The following is a 24,214-nucleotide window of genomic DNA, read 5'->3' as shown; positions in this document are numbered from 1 at the left end:
TCAGGCTCAGTCTCGCCCCTGCACCACAGCGCAGGGGCGAGCTGCATGAACCGGCGAGTGCTGCGTGGTCCTGTTCAGGGGCGCAGATAGATCTCGGGATCGTATTTTTCCATCAGGCTGGCCGGTTTGCGCGGCGGCGCGAAGCCAAAGTCGGCGTAGAGGCCGTGGGCATCCGAGGTCGCCAGGCTGAGGCGGCGCAGCCCCTGCAATTGCGGGTGAGCCAGGATAGCCGCCACCAGCGCCTTGCTGTGACCCCGGCCGCGATGGGCGGGCAGCACGAACACATCGGCCAGATAGCCGAAGGTCGCTCTGTCCGTGATGACCCGGGCGAAGGCCACCTGCTGACCGGCGACATAGCCGCCGAAACAGAGGGAGTGGTTGATGGCTCTCTGTACCGTCGCCAGCGGAATGCCGAGGCACCAGTAGGCCTCCTCGGACAAAAATCGGTGGATCAAGGGCACGTCGAGCCGCCCCTTGTCGTCGCTTATCTCAAGTTGGGAGTGATCTTGTGGGTGCTGCATCCTGGCTCCTTGCCGTGACATGAATAAGAAAGGCCCCTCGCGGGGCCTTCCAGTTTACTCAAATCACGGTCTCAGGCCAGTTTGAAAGCCTGGATGATGAACGCTGTCCAGGGTCTGGCAGTGGTGCGCCATCCACTCCTGTGTCCTGTCTGCGAGGTAACGCCCGTCAGGCCAGCTTGAAAGCCTGGATTGAGTACTATCCAGGGTCTGGCAGTGGTGCGCCATCCACTCCTGTGTCCTGTCTGCGAGGTAACGCCCGTCAGGCCAGCTTGAAAGCCTGGATTGAGTACTATCCAGGGTCTGGCTGTGGTGCGTCATCCGCTCCTGTGTCCTGTCTGCGAGGTAACGCCCGTCAGGCCAGCTTGAAAGCCTGGATATTGAGTACTATCCAGGGTCTGGCTGTGGTGCGCCATCCGCTCCTGTGTCCTGTCTGCGAGGTGACGCCCGTCAGGCCAGCTTGAAAGCCTGGATATGGGTATCCAGGGTCTGGCTGTGGTGCTCCACCAGCTCGGAGGCTTCCTGCAGCTCCCGCAGCACGACCACGGATCCTTCCACCACCTGCTTGACCTGCTCCAGGTTGCCGCTCATCTCCTCGGCCACCGAGCTCTGCTGCTCGGAGGCGGCAGCGATCTGGCGGTTCATGTCAGCCACCCCCTGTACCCGCTGCACTATGGTGGCAAGCTGATCACCGGCCTGGGTCACCTGCTCCACCCCCTTGTCGGCCTGCTGCACGCTCTTGGCCATCAGTTCGGCGGCCTGGCGGGCATTGCCCTGCAACTGTTCGATCATCTTCTGGATCTCGACTGTGGCGGCCTGGGCCCGGTTGGCCAGCTCGCGCACCTCGGACGCCACCACGGCAAAGCCGCGACCCGCCTCACCGGCGCGGGCGGCCTCGATGGCGGCGTTAAGCGCCAGCAGGTTGGTCTGCTCCGAGATGCCGCGAATGGTATCCACAACGGAGCCTATTTGCTCGACGCCCTGTTCCACCTGATTGACCACTGTGGAGGAGCGCTGGATGTTGCCGGAGAGGGTATCTATGGTGTTAACGGTGGCCGCCACGCAGCGGCTGCCCTCTTCGGCCAGCAGGCTGGTTTCGGCGGTGGCGTGGGAGGCCTGCTCCGCATGGGCGGCCACCTCGCGAATGGCGCCCACCATCTGGCTCATGGCGCTGGCCAGCTGCTCTATCTGGGTGAACTCCTCGCTGATGGCCTCGTTGGCCTCTTCCATGCAAAGGGTGACCTGGGAGGCGATGTCGTTGAGCTCCTTGCAGGCGACGCGCTGGGTGCCGAACACCTGCTTGAGATTCTCCTGGGAGTGGGCCACCGCCTTGGCGATGTCGCCGAACTCGTCGCGGGACTTGAGCAGCACCTTGTGGCTCAGATCTTTGCGGGCGAAGCGTTCAAGCAGGCCCACCAGGTAGTGCACCTGCTTGACCATCAGGCGGGAGCCGGTCAGCAGCAGCACTACGAAGATGATCCCCATCACGGCGGTTTCCATCACCCCGGTCCAGAGCAGGCGATCGGCAATGGCATTGGCCTTGTCGGCATCTATGCCCTCGCTCAGCAGGGTGGTTTCCAGATTGCTGGCGTCGAACCAGAGTTTGATCAGCAACAAAACAGTACTGAACACCATGAGCAGTACCACTTTGGGTACCAGCCGGATATTGCTCATTCGCCGCTCCAGCGGGTTTAACTGCATAATATTTCTCCTTTTAATGGCCGGTTTTCCTTTGTCCTCAGGACTATCGGCATTATCTTCTTTTTTATTAATTCGCACCGTGCCTAAAGTAGGAAAATGTATGCGACATCACTTAACTCACCTGCGCGCCATGGATCTGCTGATGGCGTTTCTGTCGGTGATCTCCGTTGCGCTGGTCTGCGCCCGCTGGTGGGGCCACTCGGACTGGACCCCCCAGACACTGCAGCTCTTCTATGACGTCGACAGTCTGATCTGCTACTTCTTCCTCGCCCACTTCGCCTATGGCTGGGTGCGCGCCCGCGACAAGCGGGCCTTCTTCAAGGCGAACTGGTTCTATCTGCCGGGCAGCCTGCCCATGGTGGAACAGCTGCGCTGGGCGCGCCTGATCCAGCTGTGGCGTGTCTATCAGCTGCTGCGGGATCAGCCGGATCTGCTCGGCATGTTCCGCCGCGAGCGCAACGAGACCACCCTCTCGGGGATACTGTTCCTGTTCTTCCTGCTGCTGGGGGTGGGCTCGGGCGTCATGTATCTGATCGAATCGGGTCAGCCCGGCAGCCAGATCCAGACCCCTTACGATGCCTTCTGGTGGACGCTGGTGACCTTGTCGACCGTGGGCTACGGCGATCTGGTGCCCAAGACGGAGCAAGGGCGCTTCGTCGCCAGCCTGCTGATCCTGTTCGGGGTCGGTCTGTTCGGTGCCATCAGCGGTTTCATGGCCAGCCTGTTTCTGCAGCCGGGGCGGGGGGATGGCGAACTGGAGAAGTGGCGGCATCACCAGAGTGCCCAGCAGGATCTGCTGCTGCAGGAGCTGCGAGCCCTGCGTGCCGAGGTGAAGGCGCTGAAACAGAAGTAGCCTGCGGCGTCTGGAATGGTCGCGTGGGGGAGGGGACAAGTTGCGAGCCAGCTCTCAGCTCGGGGGGAGGCGCTTTTCTTTGCTTGTCCTTTGACCCGCTGGCGGCTTAACATTCGGCCAGTCACCTAACCAAATGAAGAGAATCGATCGACCATGCGCGCCCTTCTCGGGATCCTGATCTGCTTGTGTGCCCAACAGGCACTGGCCGATACCCGTTATGTCTCAGACAACATCTTTACCTTTATCCACAATGGTCCGGGTACCCAGTACCGGATCCTCGGCAGCGTCAAGGCTGGTGAACCGCTGGAAGTAAAGGCGGTGAACAACGAGGCCGGCTTCACCCAGGTGGTGGACGGTCGTGGCCGCGATGGCTGGATCAAGAACAGCGAGCTGCAGGGCGAGATCAGCCTGCGCGAGCGGCTGCCCCAGGTCCAGAAGGAGCTGGAGGAGCTCAAGGCTCGCCTGCAGAACCTCAACGGTGACAACGAGAAACGCTTCACCGAGAAGGATGGCAAGATCGCCGAGCAGAGCAAGGAGATCGCCAGCCTGAAGGCCCAGCTCGCCAGTCAGAGCGAGGAGATGGGGAACCTCAAGGAGCAGAACGACGCCCTGACCCAGAGCTATGACAACCAGGAGCACGACATGCAGATGGACTGGTTCATCCGCGGTGGTGCCATGGTGGGCGGCGGCATACTGCTCGGTATCCTGCTCCCTATGCTGCCCCGTCGTCGCAGCCGTGGCGAGCGCTGGATGAACTGATGTGCATGCTGCTATCCATGTTCAGCCCCATCGTCGTAGCCGTGGCGGACGAGTGCTGGATGAACTGAGCGGCATCTTGCCATCAGCGTGGTGAATGCAGGACAAACGGACCGTTTCTGTCGGTCGGATGAAGAAGGGTCGCAATAGCGACCCTTCTTTTTGCTCCGCATAAAATTGTATACAAAATAAGGCGATGAAATCGCCCACCTCGCCAGCTCCCGGCTTTAATGTGCGCCAAATGAGCCAATCAGCGATATTTGTTAATATCAGGCAACAATTTCATTTCATCTATGGGTCTATATTGTATACATTGTCGGCGTTTCGGCGGCACGGCCGCCTTCGTCGATATAGCCTGCGGGCGTACAGGAAGACCCCATATGTTCAAAGCCACTCAAGTTCTTGCAGCTGACTACCTTCCCTCTGATCTGGCCGCCCTGCGCGAAGCCATCACCCAGAATTACGTGGTGGATGAAAACGCCTATCTGGCTGAGCTCTCTGCCATGTTGCCGGGGGATGGCGCCTCGCTGGAGCGGGTGACCCAGCGTGCCCGTACCCTGGTGACCAAGGTACGCAAGGAGAGTGGCTCCGGCGACGGCATAGACGCCTTCCTGCAGGAGTACAGCCTGGACACCCAGGAGGGGATCATACTGATGTGCCTGGCCGAGGCCCTGCTGCGCATTCCCGATGCCGAGACCGCCGATGCCCTGATCAAGGACAAGCTCTCCGGCGCCAACTGGTCGTCCCATTTTCGCAAGAGCGACTCCACCCTGGTCAACGCCTCCACCTGGGGCCTGATGCTGACCGGCAAGATCATCAAGCTGGACAAGAAGCTGGACGGCAATCCGGCCAACATGCTGGGCCGCATGGTCAACAAGCTGGGCGAGCCAGTGGTGCGCTCCGCCATGTACGCCGCCATGAAGATCATGGGCAAGCAGTTCGTGCTGGGGCGCGACATGAAGGAGGCGCTGAAGGCGAGCCGCAAGTCCCGGGAGAAGGGTTACACCCACACCTATGACATGCTGGGGGAGTCCGCCCTGACCCTGGCCGATGCGGACAAGTATTTCGGCGACTACCAGCGCGCCATTGAGGCGGTCGGCAATGAGCGCATCAGCGACGGCGGCCCGGCCCCCTCCATCTCCATCAAGCTGTCGGCACTGCATCCGCGCTATGACGTGGCGAACCGCGAGCGGGTGCTCGGCGAGATGAGCGAGCGACTGGTGGGGCTGGTGCGTCTGGCCCGTGACAAGGACGTGGCCATCAGCATAGATGCCGAGGAGATGGACCGCCTCGAGCTGTCGCTGGACCTGTTCGAGCAGCTCTATCGCTCCGAGGCGAACCGTGGCTGGGGCAAGCTCGGCATGGTGGTGCAGGCCTACTCCAAGCGTGCCCTGCCGGTGCTCTGCTGGTTGACCGGGCTGGCCCGCGAGCAGGGGGATCTGATCCCGGTGCGGCTGGTGAAAGGAGCTTACTGGGACAGCGAGCTGAAATATGCCCAGCAGGCCGGTCTGCCCGGCTATCCGCTGTTTACCCGCAAGGCGGGTACCGACATCTCCTACCTCGCCTGCGCCCGCTACCTGCTGAGCGAACCGACCCGCGGCTTCATCTCGCCCCAGTTTGCCACCCACAACGCCAATACAGTGGTCAGCATCCTGGAGATGGCCGGCGATCGCCAGTTCGAGTTCCAGCGCCTGCACGGCATGGGGGAGGAGCTGCACAACGCCGTGCTCAGCGAATGTCCCGGCCTGCACTGCCGCATCTATGCACCGGTCGGTGCCCACAAGGATCTGCTGCCCTATCTGGTGCGCCGCCTGCTGGAGAACGGGGCCAACACCTCCTTCGTCCACAAGCTGGTGGATCCCAACACCCCGGTGGACAGCCTGGCCGAGCACCCGCTGCGCACCCTGAAGCGCTATGGCAGCCTGGCCAATGACCGCATTCCGCAGCCGGTGAACCTGTTCAGTGACCGCAAGAACTCCAGCGGCGTCAACATGAACATAGTCTCCATCCAGCGTCCCTTCTTCGCCAAGCTGAAGGAGCTGGAGAGCAAGCAGTGGCTGGCCGGCCCCATTGTCGATGGGGAGACCCTCAAGCGCAGCGAGGCCCGTACCGTGCTGAGCCCGCAGGACGTGAGCCAGCTAGTGGGCAAGATCCACTGGGCCGACGAGCAGGCGGTGGAGCAGGCGCTGGCCTCGGCCAATGCCGCCTTCCCGCGCTGGCGCGAGACGCCGGTGAGCGAGCGCGCCGCCGCGCTGGAGAAGCTGGCGGATCTGCTGGAAGCGAACCGCGAGCAGTTCATCTCCTTGTGTACCCGCGAGGCGGGCAAGCTGCTGCAGGACGGTATCGACGAGGTGCGCGAGGCGGTGGACTTCTGCCGCTACTACGCGGTGCAAGCCCGTGGCCTGATGGGGCAGGCGACCCTGCTGCCCGGCTACACGGGTGAGCAGAACGAGCTGTTCCTGCAGGGCCGTGGCGTGTTCATCTGCATCAGCCCATGGAACTTCCCGCTGGCCATCTTCCTCGGTCAAATCGCGGCGGCGCTGGCCACCGGCAATACCGTCATCGCCAAACCGGCGGAGCAGACCGGCCTCATCGCCCATCTGGCGGTGACCCTGGCCCATCAGGCCGGCATTCCGGGCGACGTGCTGCAACTGCTGCCGGGCGATGGCGCCACAGTGGGTGCCAAACTGACGGCGGATGCCCGCATCGGCGGCGTCTGCTTCACCGGCTCCACCGAGACCGCAAAGCTCATCAACATGACCCTGGCCCAGCGTGATGGCGCCATACTGCCGCTCATCGCCGAGACCGGCGGCCAGAACGCCATGATAGTCGACTCCACCGCCCTGCCTGAGCAGGTGGTGCGCGACGTGGTGAGTGCCGCCTTCCAGAGCGCCGGCCAGCGCTGCTCCGCCCTGCGGGTGCTCTACCTGCAGGAGGAGATAGCACCGCGGGTGCTGGAGATCCTGACCGGTGCGCTGCAGGAGCTGAAAGTGGGCAACCCGGCCGAACACAATACCGATGTGGGCCCGGTCATCGATGCCGAGGCCAAGGCCGGGCTGGATGCGCACCTGGTGCACATGATCCCGCGTGCCCGCCTGATCGCCCAGGCGCCGATGCCGGCCGTGACCCTGGGGGGCCACTTCGTGCAGCCGACCGCGCTGGAGATCGGCTCCATCCGCGAGCTGGTGAAGGAGCAATTCGGCCCCATCCTGCACGTGGTGCGCTACGCCGCCAAGGAGCTGGACACTGTGATCGCGGATATCAACGGCACCGGCTACGGCCTGACGCTGGGGATCCACAGCCGCAACGAATCCCATGCCGAGGAGCTGGCCAGCCGCATCAACGTGGGCAACGTCTACATCAACCGCAACCAGATAGGCGCCATGGTCGGGGTGCAGCCGTTCGGTGGGCAGGGCCTCTCCGGCACAGGCCCCAAGGCGGGCGGCCCCCATTACCTGAGCCGCTTTGTGACCGAGAAGACCCGCACCATCAACACCACTGCGGTGGGCGGCAACGCCTCCCTGCTGGCGATGGGCGATGCCTGATCGGCATTGAGATTCCCAAAACCAAGGCCGCCTGCGGGCGGCCTTTCTATTGGCACTACCTTGCCCTTTGGGCAGCCATCTTGGGGTCGCCAGCGGGCCCATGCGGTCGTAATATGGTCGCGACTCGTCACTTTTCACCGGGCCGCGTCCGGTGCATCATGCCGGACAAGCCATTCTCATCTGACATCGCAACAAGAGTGTTCATCTGATGCCATTAACCGAACAGGCCCGCTGGTTCGTGCTGGGGGGCGATCACCTCGTCCTGCTGGATGAACAGGGGCGCATTCCACAAGGCCCCCGCGCCAGCCTGCCCGCCCATCTGCAATCCGCCACCTTTGAGCATTTTGATGAGTGGGGCGATCTGCCCTGTTATCTGCTGGATCTGGGGGCTGAGGCCGACCTCAGTCGGTTCATGCCGCTGCGCCAGCTGATGGTGGCTGGCGATGAAGAGGGTTTTCGCCTTGGGGGCCGTGCCTGGCAGCTGGCCACCTTCCGCCGCAGCCATCGCTTCTGCGGCGAGTGCGGCGCCCCCATGGCGCCCAAGAGCGGGGAGTGGGCACAGATGTGCCGGCAGGGTCACGTCGTCTACCCGCGCATCTCTCCCTGCATCATAGTGGCGGTGCGCAAGGGGCCGGCCGTCCTGCTGGCGGCCCATCGCCGTCACTATCAGGCGGACGATCCCATGTATACCGTGCTGGCCGGCTTCGTGGAGGCGGGGGAGAACCTGGAGCAGTGCGTGGCGCGGGAGGTGTTCGAGGAGAGCGGCATCCGGGTGCGCAACGTGCGCTATGTGGCGAGCCAGCCCTGGCCCTTCCCCCACAGCCTGATGATGGGCTTCACCGCCGACTACGAGAGCGGCGAGATCCGGGTGCAGGATGAAGAGCTGGTGGCCGCCGACTTCTTCGAGGCAGACCGGCTGCCAAGGCTGCCCCCCCACGGCACCATAGCGCGGCGCTTGATCGAGCAGAGCCTGGGCGAGGCTGGCTGAGGTCGGGTTGAGCCTGGCAAAAAACGGGGCGCTTGTTTGCGCCCCTTCACATCTTTGCACTCCGGCGGCCCTGCGGCGCGTTTGGGCCGCCCGCCGCCGCGCACAAAGTGGTATCATATCCGCCATTTTATGCTGGATATGAACTCAGGAACTGGGATGAAAGAGCTGAAGAACGATCGATACCTGCGTGCCCTGCTGCGCCAGGAAGTGGACATGACCCCGGTATGGATGATGCGCCAGGCTGGCCGCTATCTGCCGGAATACAAGGCGACCCGCGCCGTCGCGGGGGACTTCATGTCCCTGTGCCGCAACGCCGAGCTGGCCTGTGAAGTCACCCTGCAGCCGCTGCGCCGCTATCCCCTCGATGCCGCCATCCTCTTCTCCGACATCCTGACCGTGCCCGACGCCATGGGGCTGGGCCTCTACTTCGAACACGGCGAAGGCCCGCGCTTCGAGCGCCCCATCAAATCCATGGCCGACGTGCAGGCGCTGCCCATCCCGGATCCGGAAGACGAGCTCGGCTACGTGATGAACGCGGTGCGCACCATACGCCGCGAGCTCAAGGGCGAAGTGCCGCTGATCGGCTTCTCCGGCAGCCCCTGGACCCTGGCCACCTACATGGTGGAGGGGGGCAGCTCCAAGGCCTTCACCAAGATCAAGCAGATGATGTATGCAGAGCCCATGACACTGCACCTGTTGCTGGACAAGCTGGCGGACAGCGTGATCAGCTATCTGAATGCCCAGATCAAGGCCGGCGCCCAGTCTGTCATGGTGTTCGACACCTGGGGCGGCGTGCTGACCCCGCGGGATTACCGCGACTTCTCCCTGCAGTACATGCACAAGATCGTCGATGGTCTGATCCGCGAACACGAAGGCCGCCGCGTGCCGGTCACCCTGTTCACCAAGAACGGCGGCCAGTGGCTGGAGCAGATCGCCGCCACAGGTTGTGATGCGCTGGGACTGGACTGGACCATAGACATAGCGGATGCCAAGCGCCGGGTCGGTGACAAGGTGGCACTGCAGGGCAACATGGATCCCTCCATGCTCTACGCCGCGCCAGCGCGCATTCGCGAAGAGGTCGCCACCATTTTGGCGGGCTTTGGCAGCGGCAACGGCCACGTCTTCAACCTGGGTCACGGCATCCATCAGGACGTGGATCCCGAGCATGCCGGCGTCTTCGTCAACGCGGTACACGAGCTGTCGGCTCAGTACCACGGTCGCTGAGACCGGTGAAAAGCACAGTGAGAACGGGGCCTGCGGGCCCCGTTTTGTTATCCGGCCGGCCCTGGTTTGGGGCTGCATCCCGGCCCCGGCTCGGGTTACACTGCGCCACACTCGCGGATAAATGAAGAGCAAGATGGGCGGTCGCAGCTGAGGCGGAAACGTAGCGTCCTCGCGGCAGCATCCTTGGTCATGGCAGGAGGCAAGATGAGCAAGAAGTCACTGGATTGGGGCATAGATCTCGGTGGTACCAAGTGTGAATGCGTGGTGCTCGATGGCGACGAGGTGCTGCTGCGCCATCGCATCCCCACCGAGCGCCAGGGCGGCTATCAGCACATGATCGGCCAGATCGCCAAACTGGTGGACGAGTGCGCCGCCAGGCTGGGTCAGCGGCCGAGCGTGCTGGGCATGGGCACGCCGGGGGCGCGGGATCCCCAGACCGGGCTGATGAAGAACTGCAACACCACCGAGCTCAACGACAAGCCGTTCAAGGAAGATCTGGAGCGAAGGCTGGGCGTACCCGTGCTGATTGCCAACGACGCCAACTGCTTCGCGCTGGCGGAGACCCACCTGGGGGCTGTGCGTCAGCACCATCCGGATGCCAAGGTGGTGTTCGGCATCATAATGGGTACCGGGGTCGGTTCCGGCATCGTCATCAATGGCCAGATCCTCAACGGCCACCACGGCATCGCCGGGGAGTGGGGCCACAACGTGCTCTCCCCCGACGGGCCCGAGTGCTACTGCGGCAAGCGCGGCTGCGTCGAGACCTTCATCAGCGGCCCAGCGCTGGAAGCCTGGTATCAGGCCAAGGCCAAGCGTCATCTGTCGCTGGCCCAGATTGCGGCGGCCAGCGCCCACGATCACGTGGCCAAGCTCACCATAGACAGACTGCATCTGCTGTTTGGTCAGGCGCTGGCCAACGTGGTCAACATTCTGGATCCGGATGTCATCGTCATTGGCGGCGGGGTCGGCAATGTGCAGAGTCTCTACAGCGCCGGGCGGCAGACAATTTTACCCTTCCTCTTTAATCCCCGCTTCGCGACCCCCATTATTGCTCCAGCCCTGGGGGATAGCGCCGGGGTGTTCGGGGCCGCCCTGCTGGCCCGTGGCGTATTCCAGGATGCCCTGTTGTCGTGAGCCATCCATCTGCCCTCTTTGCCGTCGCTAAGGACACACTTTTTCCATGATCAAGATTGCCATCAATGGTTACGGGCGGATCGGCCGCAACGTGTTGCGCGCCCTCTATGAAAGCGGGCGCGATCAGACCATCAAGATAGTTGCCATCAACGAGCTGGCGGCGCCCGAAGCCATGGTGCACCTCACCCGTTTCGACACCAGCCACGGCCGCTTCCGGTATCCGGTGCAGCTGGCCGGCAGCAGCATGCTGGTGGGGGAGGATCTCATCTCCCTGTTCGCCGAGCGGGATCCCGCCAACCTGCCGTGGCGGGCGCTGGGGGTGGATGTGGTGCTGGACTGCACCGGGGTATTTGGCTCGCGGGCCGATGCCGAGCGCCACCTGGGAGCGGGTTCGGGCAAGGTCTTGTTCTCCCATCCGGCGGATGCGGACGTGGATGCGACCATAGTCTACGGGGTGAACCATCAGGTGCTGACGGGAAGGGAGCGGATCGTCTCCAACGCCTCCTGTACCACCAACTGCGTGGTGCCCGTCATAGAAACATTGCATCGAGAATTCGAGATAAATTGTGGTACTATTACGACAATTCATTCGGCCATGCATGATCAGCAAGTCATCGATGCCTACCACAGTGACTTGCGTCGAACCCGTGCTGCCAGCCAGTCCATCATCCCGGTGGATACCAAGCTGGCAAAGGGGTTGGAGCGAATCCTCCCCCACTTCGCCGGCAAGTTCGAGGCGATCGCGGTACGGGTACCGACCATCAACGTAACCGCAATGGATCTCAGTATTACTGTTCGTAAAAAAGTGACGGTTACTGACGTAAATCAAGCCCTGCAACGGGCATCCAGAGGTACATTAAGCGGTATTCTGGATTACACGGAAGAGCCATTGGTCTCCGTAGACTTTAATCATGATGCACACTCCTGCATCATTGATGGTACCCAGACCCGGGTCAGCGATGCCAACCTCGTCAAGATGTTGATGTGGTGCGATAACGAATGGGGCTTCGCCAACCGTATGCTGGATACCACCCGGGCCATGATGGCCGCAGGCTGAAAGCCTGCACCGGGCGCAAGGTTACTGTTTTTAACATTACCTGAAAATATAGAGGACTGAATATGTCTGTTATCAAGATGACCGACCTGGATCTGGCGGGTAAACGCGTACTGATCCGTGCTGACCTGAACGTGCCGGTAAAAGACGGCAAGGTCACTTCCGACGCACGTATCGTGGCGACGCTGCCGACCATCAAGCTGGCTCTGGAAAAGGGCGCCAAGCTGATGATCACCTCCCACCTGGGTCGCCCGACCGAGGGTGAATACAACGAAGAGTTCTCCCTGGCTCCGGTTGTCAACTATCTGAAAGACGCTCTGTCCTGCCCGGTCCGCCTGGCCAAGGATTACCTGGATGGCGTAGATGTCGCCGCCGGTGAGCTGGTTGTGCTGGAAAACTGCCGTTTCAACAAAGGCGAGAAGAAAAACACCGAAGAGCTGGCCAAAAAATACGCCGCCCTGTGTGACGTCTTTGTAATGGATGCATTCGGTACTGCTCACCGCGCCGAAGGTTCTACCTACGGTGTGGCTCAATTTGCCCCGATCGCCTGTGCTGGCCCGCTGCTGGCCGGTGAGCTGGAAGCCCTGGGCAAAGCCATGCTCAAGCCCGAGCGCCCCATGGTTGCCATCGTGGGCGGTTCCAAGGTCTCCACCAAGCTGACCGTACTGGAATCCCTCTCCAAGATCGCTGACCAGCTGGTGGTCGGTGGTGGCATCGCCAACACCTTCATCGCGGCTGCTGGCCACAACGTCGGCAAGTCCCTGTGTGAACACGACCTGCTCGACACCGCCAAGAAACTGGCCGCCGAGACCAACATTCCGGTCACCACAGACGTGGTCGTGGGCACCGAGTTCTCCGAGTCCACTCCGGCCACCATCAAGTCCGTCTCCGACGTGACCGACGGCGACATGATCTTCGACATCGGCCCTGACTCTGCCAAGGCCCTGGCCGACATCATCATGAACGCCAAGACCATTCTGTGGAACGGCCCGGTCGGCGTGTTCGAGTTCGACCAGTTCTCCGCAGGCACCAAGGTGATCGCCGAAGCCATCGCTGCTTCCCCGGCCTTCTCCATCGCTGGTGGTGGTGACACCCTGGCCGCCATCGACAAGTTCGGCATCGCCGACAAAGTCTCCTACATCTCCACCGGCGGCGGCGCCTTCCTGGAGTTCGTAGAAGGCAAGGTACTGCCGGCTGTTGCGATGCTGGAACAGCGCGCCAAAGCCTAATTGACCCGAGACGGGGGGCAAAAGCCTCCCGTTTCGTTTATCATGTGGCCGCTGTGCCGGTTCATGATGAACCCCCCATTTTTTATTAACGGCATACGAGAACAGGACGATTAAACATGTCTAAGAAAATTTTCGACTTCGTAAAACCCGGCGTGATCACTGGTGATGACGTTCAGAAAGTATTCGCCATCGCCAAAGAGAACGGCTTCGCTCTGCCGGCCGTCAACTGTGTTGGTACCGACTCCGTTAACGCCGTGCTGGAAGCTGCCGCCAAGGTCAAAGCGCCGGTTATCGTTCAGTTCTCCAACGGTGGTGCCGTATTCACCGCTGGCAAGGGTCTGAAGCTGGAAGGCCAGAAAGCCGCCATCCTGGGTGCCATCTCCGGCGCCAAGCACGTTCACGCTGTTGCCGAAGCCTATGGCATCCCGGTTATCCTGCACACCGACCACGCTGCCAAGAAGCTGCTGCCGTGGATCGACGGTCTGCTGGAAGCGGGCGAGAAGCACTTTGCTGAAACCGGCAAGCCGCTGTTCTCCTCCCACATGCTGGATCTGTCCGAAGAGTCTCTGGAAGAGAACATCGACATCTGCTGCGAGTACCTGACCCGCATGGCCAAGATGAACATGACTCTGGAGCTGGAACTGGGTTGCACCGGTGGCGAAGAAGACGGTGTGGACAACAGCCACATGGACCAATCCGCCCTGTACACCCAACCGGAAGACGTGGCTTACGCCTACGAGCGTCTGTCCAAGATCAGCCCGCGTTTCACCATCGCTGCCTCCTTCGGCAACGTGCACGGTGTTTACAAGCCGGGTAACGTCAAGCTGACCCCGTCCATCCTGGACGCTTCCCAGAAGTTCGTTTCCGAGAAGTTCGGTCTGCCTGCCAAGTCCCTGGACTTCGTGTTCCACGGTGGTTCAGGTTCCACTCTGGAAGAGATCCGCGAGTCCATCTCCTACGGCGTCGTGAAGATGAACATCGACACCGACACCCAGTGGGCTACCTGGGAAGGTCTGCTGCACTTCTACAAGACCAACGAAGCTTACCTGCAAGGTCAGCTGGGCAACCCGGAAGGCGCTGACAAGCCGAACAAGAAGTTCTACGATCCGCGCGTATGGCTGCGTGCCGGTCAGACTTCCATGATCGCCCGTCTGGAGAAAGCCTTCTCCGACCTGAACGCCATCAACGTACTGTAATTCGTTACCGTATCTTGATTGCTGCAAAGGCGCCTCTCGGGGCGCCTTTCGTGTTGGTGGGGGCCAGTGCCAGACCCTGATCGCAGCAAAGACCTCCTGCTGTATCCGGGGAAATGGGTCTGCCGATGGGCTGCCTCAAGCCACAAAAACAACAAAAGGTGTCCTTTGGGACGCCTTTTGCATTTCTGTGATCCACGGAGGCTGGATTGGTGGCGGGGGGCTGGGTATTATCGATGACAGGTTGTTTATTTTAGTAAACGCATGGCTACCAAGGCAGGACGCTGAGTATGCAGGCAGGAAAGCACAACGGACATCAGGAACACGTGGCCTCCTATTACGCGGCCACCCGCAATGACAATCAGCAGTGGCCCGAGCTCAGCGGTGAGCTCAATGCCGACGTCTGCATCATAGGTGGCGGTTTCACCGGCCTCAACACCGCCATCAACCTGGCACAGGCGGGCTACAAGGTGGCCCTGCTGGAGGCGAACCGCATCGGCTGGGGGGCGTCCGGCCGCAACGGCGGCCAGCTCATTCGCGGCATAGGCCACGACACAGGCCAGTTTGCCCGCTGGATCGGCGAGCAGGGGGTACGCGAGCTGGATCTGATGGGGCTGGAGGCGGTACAGCTGGTGCGAGAGCGCATCGAGCACTTCAACATCGACTGTGACCTCACCTGGGGCTATTGCGATCTCGCGACCCGCCAGCGTCATCTGGCCGGGTTTGAAGAGGAGGCGGCGCATCTGGCCAGCCTGGGCTATCAGCACGAGATCAAGCTGGTGCCACGGGAGGAGATCCACTCTGTGGTGGGGTCTGATCGCTATATCGGCGGCATGATCGACATGGGGTCGGGCCACCTGCATCCCCTCAACCTGGCCCTCGGCGAGGCGCGTGCCGCCGCCAGCCTGGGGGTCGCCTTGTTCGAACACTCCAGGGTGGCGCATATCGATTATGGCGATCGGGTGCAGATCACCACGGCCCACGGCCGGGTCTGCAGCGATTATCTGGTGATCGGCTGCAACGCCTATCTCAACGATCTCAATCCTGAACTGGGGGGCAGGGTGCTGCCGGCCGGCTCCTATATTCTCGCCACCGAAGTGCTGGAGAAGCGGCTGCGCCAGCGGCTGCTGCCGCAAAACATGGCGGTGTGCGATCAGAACGTGGCGCTCGACTACTACCGCCTCTCCGCCGACGGGCGCCTGCTGTTTGGCGGCGCCTGCAACTATTCAGGAAGAGATCCGAGGGATATCAAGGCCTTTATGCAGCCCAAGCTGCAGCGGGTGTTTCCCGAGCTGGCGGACGTGGCCATCGAGTTTCAGTGGGGCGGCATGATAGGGATAGGGGCCAACCGCCTGCCACAGATTGGCCGCTTGCAGGATCATCCTAACGTCTTCTATGCCCAGGCCTATTCCGGTCACGGCCTCAACGCCACGCACATGGCGGCCAAGCTGGTGGCAGAGGCGATCAAGGGGGAGAGCCGGGGGTTCGATCTGTTCAGTAGCGTGCCCCACATGACCTTCCCCGGTGGCCCGGCGCTGCGCTCGCCCCTGCTGGCGCTCGGCATGCTGTGGCACCGGATGAAGGATCTGCTGTAAGGGGCGAGAAAAACAGCCGAAGGGGTGCGGCTTTGGCCGGCGGGGAGGCGTTTACTGAGGGGGCTCGGCCAGGCGCCAGCCTTGCTCGGTTTTCATCATCCAGACGTCGGCCTGTTGCGGCAGCACCTGGCCCGCCTCGAACTCGCCGTATTTGCGCTCAAGCTCCATCAGCCCCATCTCCTGCTGGAAGGGGCCGACCCTGTCATAGACCAGGTCCTCGTCGTGCTGCACCCGCAACTGATCCAGCCCCTGCTTGAAATGGAGTTGGTAGCTCACCTTGATCAGATAGACCCCCTCCATCCGTTCCTCCTTGTCGATAAGGGTGAAGTCGCTGATCTCGAACAGATGGGTATCTGTCTCTGCCTGCAGCTTGGCGGTTACCTGGGTCTGGATCGCCTCTTCACCGGGACCTGCGTAACAGCCATATAGCCAGAGGGCCAGCAGGGGGATGAACCACTTTTTCATCAAAACTCCGGACGAACGAGACGGGAAAGGGCAAATTTTGCCACGGTGCCTGTCATATACAAGGGATTGCCAGAAAAATCAGCGGTTAACGGGCCCAGACGTCAGACCGGGCCTGCTGCCTTCAACGCAACTTGTCGAGCTGACCCAAAAACTCGGCGGGGCCCATGAAGCCGGTCACCCGCTGGCCGCTCACCTCGTTGCCGGTGCGGTCGAAAAAGATCAGGGTCGGCAGCCCCAGCACGTTGAGGCCGTTGAGCAGCTCCACATCGGCATCGTCGTTGGCGGTGACGTCAGCCTGCAGCAATACCATCTGGCCGAAGCGCTCGCGCACGGCGGGATCGCTGAAGGTCTTGTGCTCGAACTCCTTGCAGGCCACGCACCAGTCGGCATAGAGATCCAGCAGCACCGGCTTGCCGCGGGCTGCGGCCAGCTGGGTCTTGAGATCATCCAGCGTCTTGATGCGGATAAACTGCGGCGACTCGCGCTGAGTGCTCGCGGTGGCATCCTGGCTTGGCAGCAGCAGATCCTTGCCCACCACAACTGCGCTGATCATCGCCAGCAGCAGCACGAAGCCGCGCAGGCTGCGAGCCACCGAGTGGCTCTGATGTTGGTTGTGATGGTAGAGGTAGCCGCACAGCACCAATCCCCAACCCAGCCAGGCCAGGGTGGCCATCTGATCGCTCCACAGCCGTGACAGCAGCAGTATGGGCACCGCCAGCAGCGCAAAACCAAAGAGTTGCTTGATCACATCCATCCAGGCGCCGGCCCTGGGCAGCAGCTTGCCGCCCGAGGTGCCAAGCAGCAGCAGCGGCAGCCCCATGCCCAAGGAGAGGGCATAGAGGGCCGCGCCGCCGAGCCAGAGGTCGCCGCTCTGGGCCACGTAGATCAGCGCACCGGAGAGCGGGGCCGTGGTGCAGGGGGAGCAGACCAGACCGGAGATCATCCCCATGATGCCGACTCCGAGCACAGAGCCGCCCTGCTGGCGGTTGGAGAGGCCGGACAGCCGGGTTTGCAGGCTGCTCGGCAGTTGCAGGGTGTAGAGCCCGAACATGGAGAGCGCCAGCAGCACGAACATGACGGAGAGCCCGATCAGCACATAGGGGTGCTGCAGCGCCGCCTGGAATTTCAAGCCCGCCGACGCCACCACCAGCCCGAGCAGGGTATAGGTGACCGCCATCCCCTGCACATAGACGAAGGAGAGCAGGAAGGCGCGGCGGGTGGAGAGGCGATGACCCGCCCCGGCTATGATGCCGGTCAGTATGGGATACATGGGGAAGACGCAGGGGGTGAAGGCGAGGCCGAGCCCCAGCGCGAAGAAGGCGGCTATGCTGAGCCAGAATCCCTGGCTGCTGAGGGCGGCGGCCAGCTGATCCTGCTGGCTGCTGGCCGGGGCACCGGCGGCTTCATCCATGCTGGCCTGCGCGACATCGCTGGTGCTGGCCACCATGGGCTGCACCGCAATCTGCTTGTCGGTGGGCGGGTAGCAGAGGCCGTCGGTACAGCCCTGATAGCTGACGGTGAGGCTGGCCTGCTGGCCAGCCTCGGTCAGGGTGACGGGGATCTGCACCTCCCGGTAGTAGACCCGGGTCTTGCCGAAGAAGTCATCCTGATGCTCGTCACCTGCGGGCAAGACGGGTTCGCTGAAGGCGAGGTTCTCGCCCTTGAAACGGAAGCTGTGGCGGTAGAGGTAGTAGTCATCGGCGATGCGCAGGGTCAGCAGCAGTTGCTTGCCCTGCTGTTCACTCTCGAGCACGAAGGCGTCGTCGACTTTCAGAAACTTGGGCTGGGCGTTGGCCTCGATGCCGAGGGCGCTCAGCAGACTGTCACTGCCGGCCTGAACCGGCGTCGCACTCAGGGTGGACAGCAGCAGGGCGGAGAGCACAAGCAGGGGGGAGAGCAGGCGAGACAGCGTCATGAGGTTTCCTGTGTTAACCAGTCGAGATAGGGCTGATGGCCCTGGCTTGTCGGGAGTGCCAGGATCTCCGGCACCTCATAGGGGTGATGGCTGAGGATGCATTGGCGCAAGAGTTCGAACAGGGAGGCCCGCGACTTGATGATGAGCTGGATCTCCCGCGCCCGCTCGAGCTTTCCCTGCCAGCGATAGACGGAGGTGAGACCGGGCACTTGATTGATGCAGGCCGCCAGCCGCTGGTTCAGCAGTTGTTCGCTGATGAGGTCGGCACTGGCCTCATCCGGGCAGGTGCAGAGCACCAGAATGGCATCTGTCATGGTGAAATTTCTCGTCCGTGCGGGGCGGCCAGGCGCCCGTAAACCAGTGGCTACTATACCTAGCGACGGGGCAAATAGCATCTGGCGGCCTTTATCGGCGCGACATGAAAATAAGTGGGGGGCATGAGATAGACGCTGTCAAAGGGACAGGGCAGAATGAGCGGGCTTGTTCCCATTCGACGTAAGGAAATGTATGACCCAACAGAATGAGCAGCAGAGAAACCGCATGTTGAGCCTGTTGCGCGAAGGTGAGCGCCGTATGTTGGTACAACTGGCCGGTCTGCTGCGTACCAGTGCCGATGAAATCAATGCCGAACTGGAAAAAGAGGAGCTGCTGGCTGCCCTGGAGCAACCCGTCACGGTGGAGTATCTCAACGGCGTGGTGCAACACCATCTGTTCGAGCGTCTGCACAAGGGTGACATGGTGGCGGCCCAGCGCCTGCTGAACCAGTACCAGAGCGACCTTGAGGCCATGCTGACCCAGGAGTCGGCCGAGGCGGATGCCCCGACCGAAGAGCTGAAGGCGCAAGCCTGAAGGCTGCGGCAGGCCCGACTGGCTTGCCCTCCTCCAGCACCATCATGCCAGTCGCATGATGGTGCCTCCTTGTTCCTGCTCTGTTTTCCTGTCGTTTAACCCAGAGCGTTCTGCTGCACCTGAGCCGGTATCGGGAACACCTTGTCATAGCTCCAGTTGTAGATGAAGGCGTAGACCAGGTAGAACAGCACGAAGCCCAGATCCAGCACCAGTGCCTCCAGCATGCTGATCTCGAGCCACCAGGCCATGACCGGCAGGGCGACAAACAGCAGGCCGCCTTCAAAGCCCATGGCATGCCATACCCGCTGCCACATCGTCTTGTGGGTGTGGCCCTGATACTTGAGCAGCAGTTTGTCCACGCCGATGTTGTAGACGTAGTTCCAGACGGTGGCGAGCACCGAGAAGAACAACGCCAGCGGCCCCATATGGTTGAGTCCTACGCCAGTGATCCAGCTTGCCAGGGGGGCGGCGATCAGCAGGCCAATCAGTTCGAAGCCAATGGCGTGGCGCAGGCGGTCACGGGTATTACGCATGGTCTGTCTCTCTCTATCTATCTGTGTCTGAGTGTTTATGGCGGCTAATTTACCGCGAATCTCTGATAGGTTCACGTTGGTATCTATCGCTAAAATAGATAGATTGGCGTGCTGCCAGGTCATGACAGGAGCAATCGAATGAACCCTTCACTGGAACAACTCAAGGCGCTGCTGGCGGCGGCAGAGACCGGCTCCTTCTCGGCGGCGGCCCGCAAGCTGGGCAAGGCGCAGTCGGTGGTCAGCACCGCCATCGCCAACCTGGAGATAGATCTCGGGCTGGAGCTGTTTGATCGCTCGGCCCGCTATCCCGTGCTGACGGAGGCGGGCACCCGCATCCACCAGGAAGCCTGCATCTTGCTGGCCCAAAGCGAGCGATTGCAGGCGATCGCCGGGGAGCTGGCCGCAGGCATAGAGTCGCGGCTCACCCTGGCCATCGACGACGACTCCCACCTGCCCTGGCTCGGCTCTTTGCTGGAGGAGTTTGCCACTCGTTACCCGGGGGTCGAACTGGAGCTGCTGTTTCCCCTGATGGAGGATGTGACCGAACTGCTCAAGAGCGGTCGGGCCCAGCTTGGCATCAGCTACCAGAAGGAGCTGCCGGAGCGGGAGATAGCCTCTCGTTCGCTGGGCTCCGTCGGCATGCCGCTGGTAGTCTCCCCCGATCATCCGCTGGCCCACAGGACGCCGCTGCGAGAGAGCGATCTGCAAGGGGCCCGCCAGCTGATGGTGACGGGGCGGCGGGAGGGCACGGAGCGCCACCGCTTCCGCCTCTCGCCCCAGGTGTGGTGGATCGAGGGGGATCTCGGCATTCTGGAGCTGGTCAAATTGGGACTGGGGTGGGCGGCGATCCCCGATTTTCTGCTGCATCGGCCGCTGGCGCGGGGGGAGGTGGTGGTGCTCAAGCCGGATTTCATCGCCAAGGCCGCGCTGGAGCTGGAGCTGGAATTGCAGTGGCATCGCGCCCGCCCGCTCGGGCAGGCGGGGCGCTGGCTCAAGGAGGCACTGCTGGCGCGGGTGCCTCGCTAGTGCCTCTTGTTGCCGTTCGGGTCAGTCGTTCAGAGGGTAGGGCAGGGCTTGCAGAGCGAGGCTGGAGGCCTCCTCCTGCTTGAAACGAAAACGGGCATCGGCCTCTGTATCCTTGGGCAGCACGGCCGTGATCCACACCTGACCAGCCTGTTGCCAGGCGTTGAGCACCATGCCGCTGCGCCGCCAGTTGTTACCGAGCTGGATCTCCAGGGCATCGCCACAGGCGACGGGCTCGCTGGCGGTGCCGGCCAGCACGAACAGGGCGCGATTGTTGGCACCGCGATACTTGGCGCGGGCGACTGTCTCCTGCCCCATGTAGCAGCCCTTGGTGAAGCTGATGCCATCCAGTGCCTGCAGGTTCAACATCTGGGGTATGTACTCCCCCTGATGCACGGCTTCCAGATGAGGGATGCCGGCCTTGATATCCAGCCCCCACCAGAGTGATTCGCTGCCGGCAGGCAGGTCCAGCTCCAGCGGTTGCTCGCTCACCAGCAGCCAGCGATCCGCTTCGACCCGTACCGCCATGCCCCCCTCGATGAGCCCGCTCTCGGTCAGGCCGAAGCGGGTGGCGATCCAGCCATCCGACCCCTGACCGGCCACGCCGACTGCCTGACCATGGTTCTCGCCTATCTCGACCTTGGCAAATACCGCAAACTTCTTGAGCTCGGGCAACTGACGCGTCAGCACTGAGGGCTTGGTCAGCAACAGCAGGCGATCGTTCAGGCAGAGCAGACGGAAGTCGCTCCACAGCTTGCCCTTGGCATCGCAGTGGCCGCCCAGCGTGCTTTGACCCGGCTGCAGGGCAGTGACGTCACAGGTGACCTGGCCTTGCAGATACTTGACGCGATCCGCACCGGTCAGGCTGGTGATGGCCAGGTCGGTCAGGGAGAAAAGGGTTGGCTCGGCAGGAAAAACAGGCGTTTGCAGGCTCACGATGGTATTCCAGAGACAGAAAGTATGTGACCTGCATGGTAAAGACGTAAGGAATGTTTGTCAGCCGGAAAATCCAGCTGTTACCATCCCCGGGTCTTTGTAAGGAGAGTTCCATGTTGAGCCCAATTGAAAAATCCCGCCTGAAGTGGGCCTGCCGTCGTGGCATGCTCGAGCTGGATGTGATCTTTATGCCGTTCTTTGAACACGAGTTCGACAGCCTGAGCGATGAGCAGCAGCAGACCTTCATCCGTTTGCTGGAGAGCGATGACCCTGACCTGTTCAAGTGGTGCATGGGCCACGGCGTTCCGGCTGACCCCGCTTTTGCCGCCATGATCCCGCTGATCCTGGAGCGCAATCAGGCGCGCCACGACAGCCTGAGCTGATCCCGGATGCGGGTGGTTATGCCCGTCATTCCCTCCCGGCAGCAGCGCGTCCTGCTGCTGATCCTGTTTCTGCTGTTGTGGTGGCCGGTTGCCAGTCTGATCCATGGCTGGCAGTGGGCTCTGTGGTTGCCCTGCTGGCTGATAGGGGGCTGGCTGGCCTGGCGCAGCACCCGTCACAGTGCCGGTTCGCTGGCGTGGGATGGGCAATGGCTGGAATGGCAGGGCCATCGCTACCAGCTAGGCGCGCGCAGCCGCATCCTGCCAGGGGCACTCTGGTTGCAACTGGTGACAGGGGATGGGCTCTATGCTCGTCTCTGGCTCTTCTCCGATGCGCTCGCGCCGGAACACTACAGGGCACTGGCCCGTGCCATCCGGCTCGCTCCGCCCGCCCGTTAATCGTGTCGCCTGTTTCTCCCCTTCTCCCTCATAACAAATGACCCCGCCGGTGCGAGGTCATCTGGGTGACGGCTAGCGGGCCATTACTCCCGCTCCGGGGTCAGCACCGTCGGCTTGGAGTCCGGCTGCATGTCCGGGTAGTCCGGGATATGGGGTGCAGGATCACTCCCGCTCCGGGGTCAGTACCGTCGGCTTGGAGTCCGGCTGCATGTCCGAGTAGTCCGGGATATGGGGTGCAGGTTGCGAATCTCCCTTGGCTCATCACTGGTGCAGATCACTCCCGCTCCGGGGTCAGCACCGTCGGCTTGGAGTCCGGCTGCATGTCCGGATAATCCAGGTTGTAGTGCAGACCGCGGGACTCCTTGCGCTGCAGTGCGCAGTTGACGATGAGCTCGGCCACCTGCAGCAGGTTGCGCAGCTCCAGCAGGTTGTTGGAGACGCGGAAGTGGGCGTAGTACTCCTGCACCTCCTGCTTGAGCAGATCGATGCGGCGCTTGGCGCGGGCCAGGCGTTTGTTGGTACGCACTATCCCCACATAGTCCCACATCATTAGCCGCAGCTCGTGCCAGTTGTGCTGGATAACGACCTGTTCGTCCGAGTCGTCCACCTTGCTCTCATCCCAGGCGGGCAGATGGGGCGGTTCCACGCTCATGGGCAGCTTGGCCATGATGTCGGCTCCCGCCTGATGGGCATAGACCACGCACTCGAGCAGGGAGTTGGAGGCCATGCGGTTGGCGCCGTGCAGCCCCGTATAGGTCACTTCACCTATGGCGTAGAGACCGGGTATGTCGGTCTGGCCGTTGTTGTCTATCATCACGCCGCCACAGGTGTAGTGGGCCGCCGGGACTATGGGCATCGGCTCCTTGGTGATGTCGATGCCGACCGCGAGGCAGCGCTCGTGGATGGTCGGGAAGTGCTTGATGATGAAGTCGGCCGGCTTGTGGCTGATGTCCAGATACATGCAGTCGGCACCGAGGCGTTTCATCTCGTGGTCGATGGCGCGGGCGACTATGTCCCGCGGGGCCAGCTCGGCCCGCTCGTCGAACTCCAGCATGAAGCGGCTGCCGTCGGGACGGCGCAGATAGGCACCCTCCCCGCGCAGGGCTTCGGTCAGCAGGAAGTTGGGGTCATCGGGGTGGAACAGGCTGGTGGGGTGGAACTGGTTGAACTCCAGGTTCGCCACCCGGCAGCCGGCGCGCCATGCCATGGCGATGCCGTCGCCCGAACTCACGTCCGGGTTGGAGGTGTATTGATACACCTTGGAGGCGCCGCCGGTGGCCAGCGCCACGAAGCGGGCGCGGATCACCTCGACCTGCTCGGCGTTGCGATTCCAGACGTAGGCGCCCAGCACCTTGTTGCCCGGCAGATTCAGCTTGCGGGTGGTGATGAGGTCGACCGCGTTGAAGCGCTCCATCAGCTGGATATTGGGGTGGGAGCGCACCTGATCGATCAGGGTGAGCTGCACCGCCTTGCCGGTGGCATCGGCCGCGTGGAAGATGCGGCGATGGCTGTGGCCCCCTTCGCGGGTCAGGTGATAGTGGGATTCGCCCTCGGCGTCCTCCTCCTGATCGAAGGGCACCCCCTGCTGGATCAGCCACTGGATGGATTCGCGGGCGTTGCGGGCGGTGAACTCCACCACGGCCGGGTCACACAACCCGGCCCCGGCGTTGAGCGTGTCGCTCACGTGGGATTCGATGCTGTCGGTTTCGTCGAAAACGGCAGCGATGCCTCCTTGCGCATAGAGAGTGGCCCCCTCACTGATGGGCCCCTTGCTCAGAACCAGGACTTTGGCCTGGTCTGCCAACCGCAACGCGAGGGACAGACCAGCGGCACCGCTGCCAATGATCAGTACATCGCAAAGGTATTCAACACTTGCTTTCATAAGTATCATTGGCCTGGATTAAGAACTGGCACCATGGTAGCC

At 62.3% G+C, this 24,214-nt stretch carries 22 protein-coding genes; 14 read left to right on the top strand and 8 right to left on the bottom strand.

What is annotated here, in order from left to right:
• Positions 1 to 74: 74 nt before the first annotated feature.
• Entirely contained in the window at positions 75 to 521 is a 447-nt protein-coding gene (locus ACM3N8_RS19900) for a GNAT family N-acetyltransferase (protein WP_043142230.1), read from the bottom strand.
• A 447-nt stretch (positions 522 to 968) separates the two neighbouring features.
• On the bottom strand, positions 969 to 2,219 hold the full coding sequence (locus ACM3N8_RS19895) for a methyl-accepting chemotaxis protein (protein ID WP_103472723.1): 1,251 nt from the start codon (positions 2,217 to 2,219) through the stop codon (positions 969 to 971).
• A 31-nt stretch (positions 2,220 to 2,250) separates the two neighbouring features.
• Between ACM3N8_RS19895 and ACM3N8_RS19890 the strand changes: the two genes are divergently transcribed.
• The 10 genes from ACM3N8_RS19890 to ACM3N8_RS19845 all read left to right on the top strand — a co-directional run bounded on the left by ACM3N8_RS19890 (position 2,251) and on the right by ACM3N8_RS19845 (position 15,790).
• Positions 2,251 to 3,072: a potassium channel family protein gene (locus tag ACM3N8_RS19890; protein ID WP_416016518.1), complete on the top strand. Its 822-nt coding sequence runs from the start codon at positions 2,251 to 2,253 to the stop codon at positions 3,070 to 3,072.
• Between the two features lie 153 nt (positions 3,073 to 3,225).
• Complete coding sequence (locus ACM3N8_RS19885; protein ID WP_043554990.1) at positions 3,226 to 3,831, top strand: TIGR04211 family SH3 domain-containing protein; 606 nt, start codon at positions 3,226 to 3,228, stop codon at positions 3,829 to 3,831.
• Between the two features lie 377 nt (positions 3,832 to 4,208).
• Positions 4,209 to 7,373: a bifunctional proline dehydrogenase/L-glutamate gamma-semialdehyde dehydrogenase PutA gene (gene putA, locus ACM3N8_RS19880; RefSeq protein ID WP_416016517.1), complete on the top strand. Its 3,165-nt coding sequence runs from the start codon at positions 4,209 to 4,211 to the stop codon at positions 7,371 to 7,373.
• Positions 7,374 to 7,581: 208 nt separating this feature from the next.
• The gene (gene nudC, locus ACM3N8_RS19875) at positions 7,582 to 8,361 is read left to right on the top strand and encodes an NAD(+) diphosphatase (protein WP_290019294.1); all 780 of its coding nucleotides are present in this window, start codon (positions 7,582 to 7,584) and stop codon (positions 8,359 to 8,361) included.
• Positions 8,362 to 8,517: 156 nt separating this feature from the next.
• Positions 8,518 to 9,585, top strand: coding sequence for a uroporphyrinogen decarboxylase (gene hemE, locus ACM3N8_RS19870; protein WP_241326425.1), 1,068 nt, complete (start codon positions 8,518 to 8,520; stop codon positions 9,583 to 9,585).
• Positions 9,586 to 9,789: 204 nt separating this feature from the next.
• Entirely contained in the window at positions 9,790 to 10,719 is a 930-nt protein-coding gene (locus ACM3N8_RS19865) for an ROK family protein (RefSeq protein WP_290019295.1), read from the top strand.
• A gap of 46 nt (positions 10,720 to 10,765) precedes the next feature.
• Positions 10,766 to 11,776, top strand: a complete 1,011-nt coding sequence (epd, locus tag ACM3N8_RS19860) for an erythrose-4-phosphate dehydrogenase (RefSeq protein ID WP_416016516.1) — start codon at positions 10,766 to 10,768, stop codon at positions 11,774 to 11,776.
• A 62-nt stretch (positions 11,777 to 11,838) separates the two neighbouring features.
• Positions 11,839 to 13,002, top strand: coding sequence for a phosphoglycerate kinase (locus ACM3N8_RS19855; protein WP_005318809.1), 1,164 nt, complete (start codon positions 11,839 to 11,841; stop codon positions 13,000 to 13,002).
• 116 nt (positions 13,003 to 13,118) lie between these two features.
• Positions 13,119 to 14,198: a class II fructose-bisphosphate aldolase gene (gene fbaA, locus ACM3N8_RS19850; RefSeq protein WP_042872748.1), complete on the top strand. Its 1,080-nt coding sequence runs from the start codon at positions 13,119 to 13,121 to the stop codon at positions 14,196 to 14,198.
• A gap of 287 nt (positions 14,199 to 14,485) precedes the next feature.
• A complete protein-coding gene (locus ACM3N8_RS19845; protein WP_290019296.1) occupies positions 14,486 to 15,790 on the top strand; it encodes an NAD(P)/FAD-dependent oxidoreductase in 1,305 nt (434 codons plus the stop codon).
• A 51-nt stretch (positions 15,791 to 15,841) separates the two neighbouring features.
• On the opposite strand, the gene ACM3N8_RS19840 is transcribed toward ACM3N8_RS19845, so the two are convergent.
• The 3 genes from ACM3N8_RS19840 to cutA all read right to left on the bottom strand — a co-directional run bounded on the left by ACM3N8_RS19840 (position 15,842) and on the right by cutA (position 18,484).
• Positions 15,842 to 16,255, bottom strand: a complete 414-nt coding sequence (locus ACM3N8_RS19840; RefSeq protein ID WP_043142210.1) for a hypothetical protein — start codon at positions 16,253 to 16,255, stop codon at positions 15,842 to 15,844.
• 121 nt (positions 16,256 to 16,376) lie between these two features.
• Complete coding sequence (locus tag ACM3N8_RS19835) at positions 16,377 to 18,170, bottom strand: protein-disulfide reductase DsbD (RefSeq protein ID WP_416016515.1); 1,794 nt, start codon at positions 18,168 to 18,170, stop codon at positions 16,377 to 16,379.
• The gene (gene cutA, locus ACM3N8_RS19830) at positions 18,167 to 18,484 is read right to left on the bottom strand and encodes a divalent-cation tolerance protein CutA (protein ID WP_274452599.1); all 318 of its coding nucleotides are present in this window, start codon (positions 18,482 to 18,484) and stop codon (positions 18,167 to 18,169) included. Before cutA ends, ACM3N8_RS19835 begins: the two co-directional genes overlap by 4 nt.
• A gap of 193 nt (positions 18,485 to 18,677) precedes the next feature.
• Between cutA and ACM3N8_RS19825 the strand changes: the two genes are divergently transcribed.
• Complete coding sequence (locus ACM3N8_RS19825) at positions 18,678 to 19,019, top strand: hypothetical protein (RefSeq protein WP_042872738.1); 342 nt, start codon at positions 18,678 to 18,680, stop codon at positions 19,017 to 19,019.
• A gap of 95 nt (positions 19,020 to 19,114) precedes the next feature.
• Here ACM3N8_RS19825 and ACM3N8_RS19820 read toward each other — a convergent pair whose 3' ends face one another.
• The gene (locus ACM3N8_RS19820; protein WP_241280547.1) at positions 19,115 to 19,552 is read right to left on the bottom strand and encodes a PACE efflux transporter; all 438 of its coding nucleotides are present in this window, start codon (positions 19,550 to 19,552) and stop codon (positions 19,115 to 19,117) included.
• Between the two features lie 138 nt (positions 19,553 to 19,690).
• Here ACM3N8_RS19820 and ACM3N8_RS19815 point away from each other — a divergent pair, with 138 nt between their 5' ends.
• Positions 19,691 to 20,578: a LysR family transcriptional regulator gene (locus ACM3N8_RS19815; protein ID WP_098980707.1), complete on the top strand. Its 888-nt coding sequence runs from the start codon at positions 19,691 to 19,693 to the stop codon at positions 20,576 to 20,578.
• Positions 20,579 to 20,599: 21 nt separating this feature from the next.
• On the opposite strand, the gene ygfZ is transcribed toward ACM3N8_RS19815, so the two are convergent.
• Positions 20,600 to 21,511, bottom strand: a complete 912-nt coding sequence (ygfZ, locus tag ACM3N8_RS19810) for a tRNA-modifying protein YgfZ (protein WP_241280546.1) — start codon at positions 21,509 to 21,511, stop codon at positions 20,600 to 20,602.
• Positions 21,512 to 21,624: 113 nt separating this feature from the next.
• Here ygfZ and sdhE point away from each other — a divergent pair, with 113 nt between their 5' ends.
• Both sdhE and ACM3N8_RS19800 read left to right on the top strand, forming a co-directional pair.
• A complete protein-coding gene (gene sdhE, locus ACM3N8_RS19805) occupies positions 21,625 to 21,894 on the top strand; it encodes an FAD assembly factor SdhE (RefSeq protein WP_042033786.1) in 270 nt (89 codons plus the stop codon).
• An 18-nt stretch (positions 21,895 to 21,912) separates the two neighbouring features.
• Entirely contained in the window at positions 21,913 to 22,290 is a 378-nt protein-coding gene (locus tag ACM3N8_RS19800; protein ID WP_172955194.1) for a protein YgfX, read from the top strand.
• 274 nt (positions 22,291 to 22,564) lie between these two features.
• On the opposite strand, the gene nadB is transcribed toward ACM3N8_RS19800, so the two are convergent.
• Complete coding sequence (gene nadB, locus ACM3N8_RS19795; RefSeq protein ID WP_043142188.1) at positions 22,565 to 24,172, bottom strand: L-aspartate oxidase; 1,608 nt, start codon at positions 24,170 to 24,172, stop codon at positions 22,565 to 22,567.
• Positions 24,173 to 24,214 lie beyond the last annotated feature (42 nt).

This window comes from Aeromonas sp. A04 (assembly GCF_047780465.1).
Lineage (GTDB): Bacteria > Pseudomonadota > Gammaproteobacteria > Enterobacterales > Aeromonadaceae > Aeromonas > Aeromonas bestiarum.
This window is presented reverse-complemented; position numbering and strand designations above follow the sequence as displayed.